This window comes from Candidatus Burkholderia verschuerenii, assembly GCF_001189365.1.
GTDB classification, from domain to species: domain Bacteria; phylum Pseudomonadota; class Gammaproteobacteria; order Burkholderiales; family Burkholderiaceae; genus Caballeronia; species Caballeronia verschuerenii.
Genome location: NZ_LFJJ01000251.1, coordinates 1 through 3,491 on the forward strand (window position 1 = coordinate 1; position 3,491 = coordinate 3,491).

Annotated in this window: 1 pseudogene; it reads right to left on the reverse strand. The window is 66.4% G+C overall.

Annotation, left to right across the window (positions count from 1 at the left end):
- Positions 1-194 precede the first annotated feature (194 nt).
- Positions 195-3,491, reverse strand: a pseudogene (locus BVER_RS36585) (cellulose synthase subunit BcsC-related outer membrane protein); the annotation flags it as partial.

Below are 3,491 nucleotides of genomic sequence, written 5' to 3' on the forward strand. Positions count from 1 at the left end.
GCGAAGTTCCAAACTCCCAGGAAACCATTCAGATCAATATTGCTTCTGGGAGTTCTGGGAAACACGATCTTCCGGCGGCCCCTTGCCACCCTTGACTTCGACTAATTCTGAAGGGCCGACTAATGAGAAATCGGAGAAATTGGCGTGCGTGCCCGGCGCAAAACCGAGCCCGACGCATTAAGCGAAACTATCGCTCAGTTCGATAGCGACAGATACGGCGAGCTGAACGCCTGCGGCGGAAACGCCGGCTGCGCGACGCCCAGCCGCTGGCCGATGGTGTATCGGACATAAACGGCGGTAAGCCATTCGCGATACTGATACGCGTTGCCGAACGACGCCGTCGCGCCGACCGCGAGCTGCGGCGCGAGCTGATATTCGCCGGTTCCGCTGAGCGAATACGACACGCCGGTCTTGCTCTGGCCCGGATACACCGCGCCCGTATCCGGATTGAGCGTCGAGCCGGAGGCCGTGTTCTGACGGGTGCTGTCGGTCGGGAAGTAGTTCGACGCGTCCTGCCGGTAATGCTGCACGCCGATCGAGCCCTTCACGTCATAGCTGAACGGACCCGAACGTCCCATGTATTCGACGGGGAAGTTCAGGATCACGTACTGCTGCGGACTGAAATAGCCGCCCTGACCGTACGTGAAGTACGACAGGTTCTTGTTGTAGTGCATCAGCGTGGTGTTCGCGCCGATGGTCAGCGTCTGATCGGCATCCTTGAAGACGCGCGTGTAGATGCCGCCGCCGCCCTTCACCGCGTTGTTCGTTTCGACGTGATGGCCGTCGAGGTACTGATACGCGAGGTTCGCATAGACGCCGCTGGTGCCGTCGTCCCAGCCGAGATCGGCGCGCGCACCCGTCGACGTCACGCCGCCCCATTCGAGGCCCTGGCCCGAATCGCGTGCGCCGGCGTAGGACAGCAGACTGTCGGTGATGGCGCGTCGCGCGATCGCGAGCGAGTACGACACCTTGTCGGTGATCGCGTTCTGATACTGCAAACCGCCGACGATGTTCGTTTCGCGGAAGCCGAGCGGCGTGGTGCCGACATCGCCCTGGAAGTTGCGGTTCTCGTATCCGAGCGACAGACCGACGCCCGTTCCCGTCTGCGAGCCAAAGTCGTTGCCGACCGTGTTCGCGTTCGTGCTCGTGCCCGCGCCGAAGCGCGCGAGGGTTTTCGGATCGCTGCTGGCGCTGCCGGCATCGAGCGTGACGGGCGTCGCACGGATGATGACGTGGCCGTTGCCCGCCTTGATGCGGCCTTCCATCGGCGCTTCGATATCGGTCAGATTCGACAGCCCGTCCTCGCCATTGCGATTGCGAAAGATCACGCCGCCGGACACCGTGCTCGCCTGCTCGCGATTGATCGCCGCCAGTTCCTCGGCGATGCCCGCCGTCTGCGAATTCGCCACCGGCGCGGGTGCGGGAACGCCCGTCGCGTTCATCGTCGCGGCGCGTTGCGCGGTCTGCGATTGCGCGGGGTAATAGGGCTGCGCATAGCCTGCGGGCGGTTGTGGCACGTAGGGTTGCTGCGCGTATTGCGGCGCGTACGGCTGAACGTATTGCGGTGGCGCGTAAGCCTGCTGCGGATACGGTTGCTGCTGCGGATACGGCTGTTGCGCATAAGGCGGCGGCGCAGCGCCGCTCTTACGCGATGCAGTCGCCCGCTTCGTCGAGCGAGCCGCGCTTGCGGCGGGCGGTTGCGCGTAGGCATTGGCCTGCGCATCGCGGGCGGCGGGGGACATCGGCCACGGCGCGCTGTTGTATGGATCCTGCGCGCAGTAGGGCATCGGCTGATAACCCTGCGCCTTCTGTTGCTGCGGCTGATACGCGGGCATCGGCTGATACGGCTGCGCGGGATACGCGCCCGCATCCTGTCCCGGATACGGCTGCAACGGCGCACCGGATTGCGCGATGCCGTCGGTATCGCGCCGTAGCCATTGTCGGCGTAGACGCGCGGCGCGCCGGATTGTCCGGAGCCGTAAGCATCGCCGCCATAACCTCCGCTCACGGCGGAGCGCGGCGCACCCGAAGGCGCGCCGGGCGAGAGATAAGGTTGCGCTGACGGCGCGGTAGCAGGCGCCACATAAGGCGCGGGCTGAGCGGGTGGAAGATAAGTCGGCACGGTCGGCGAGTAAGTCTGTGAAGTAACGGGCGCGGACCGATACGCCGGCAAGCCCGCAGGTCCGGACGGACCCGACGCGAGCGAGGACGAAGTCGTATCGACGGCCGTCTTGCCTTCGAATGGATTGGTGCCCGGCAGCGGCATCGAGCCGATGCGGTTCATCGCGGCTTGCCAGTCGCGCGGCACGCGGGCGCTTTGCGCGCCGGCACCGGCGGCGGGCGCGTTCGCCATGACCAGCGAGCGTTGCAGATATTGCGAGGCGAGATCGAGCTTGCCTTGCGCGCGATACATCCGGCCGATGGCGGCCAGCACGCCCGGATCGTTCGGCGCGGCTTCGTACGCCTGATTCGCCAGCGATTCGGCCAGCTTGAAATCGCGCACCCCGCTTGCCGCCGACATCGCGGCGGTCTGCAAGCCGATATCCTCCGGACGGCGCGCGAGCGCATTTTGATAGCACGTCAGCGCGCTGCGATCGTCGCCGGCCGACGTGTACATGCGCCCGAGCGCGGCTTGCAGGTCGGCGTTGTCGGGCATCGACGTGAGCCACGACGCGATCATGTCGTAGGCGGCTGCGAGATCGCCGCGACGGCGCACGGCATCGGCCTGAGAGACGACGATGCCCACGTTCAGATTGTTGAAATCGGTGCGCTGCTGCGTGGTGAGCGGCGTCGACGCGAGGCGGCGCATCACGGTGCCGAGTTCGGCGTCCTGATGCGTCGCCGACAGAATGCCCGCGTATTGCAGTTGCAGACCGACATCGCCCGGTGCGTTGGCCACCGCGCCGCGCACCAGCGCAAGCGCCCGGGATGCATCGCCCGCCTTCAGATATGCCGACGCCACCGCGCCGACGAGTTCGGCGTTGCCCGCCGCGACCGGCTCCGCGCGACGCAAAATCGCGTAAGCCTGCTGCGGCTGACCCGACGCCGCGACGCGCGTCGCGAGTTCGGCCTGCTGCTGCACCCACAGTCGATGCTGCAACGCCGTCATCGCCGTCGTGCGCTTGGCGGCGGGAATGCGGTCGAGTTGCGCGAGACCTGTCGACCAGTCCTGCGTTTCCGCCGACAGCAACGCGCTCGCGTACAGCGCGTCCGTCATGTCGGGATGCGCCGCGAGCAGGCCGTCCATCATGCTGCGCGCATTGCCGACCGCGCCTTGCCGCACGTAGATGCGGGCGAGATCGAGCCGCAGCCAGGCATCGTCGGGATCGTTGAGCAGCGCGTCTTCGAAAAGACTGCGCGCCGCGCCGAGGTCGCCGCGTGCTTCCGCCGCGCGCGCCTGCGCCGCCTGCGTTTCGCCGCGCAGCTTGTTGATGCCGCCCGCCTTGGCCTGCTGTTCCGTATTCAGCCGATTTGGCGAATTCGAGCGCTTC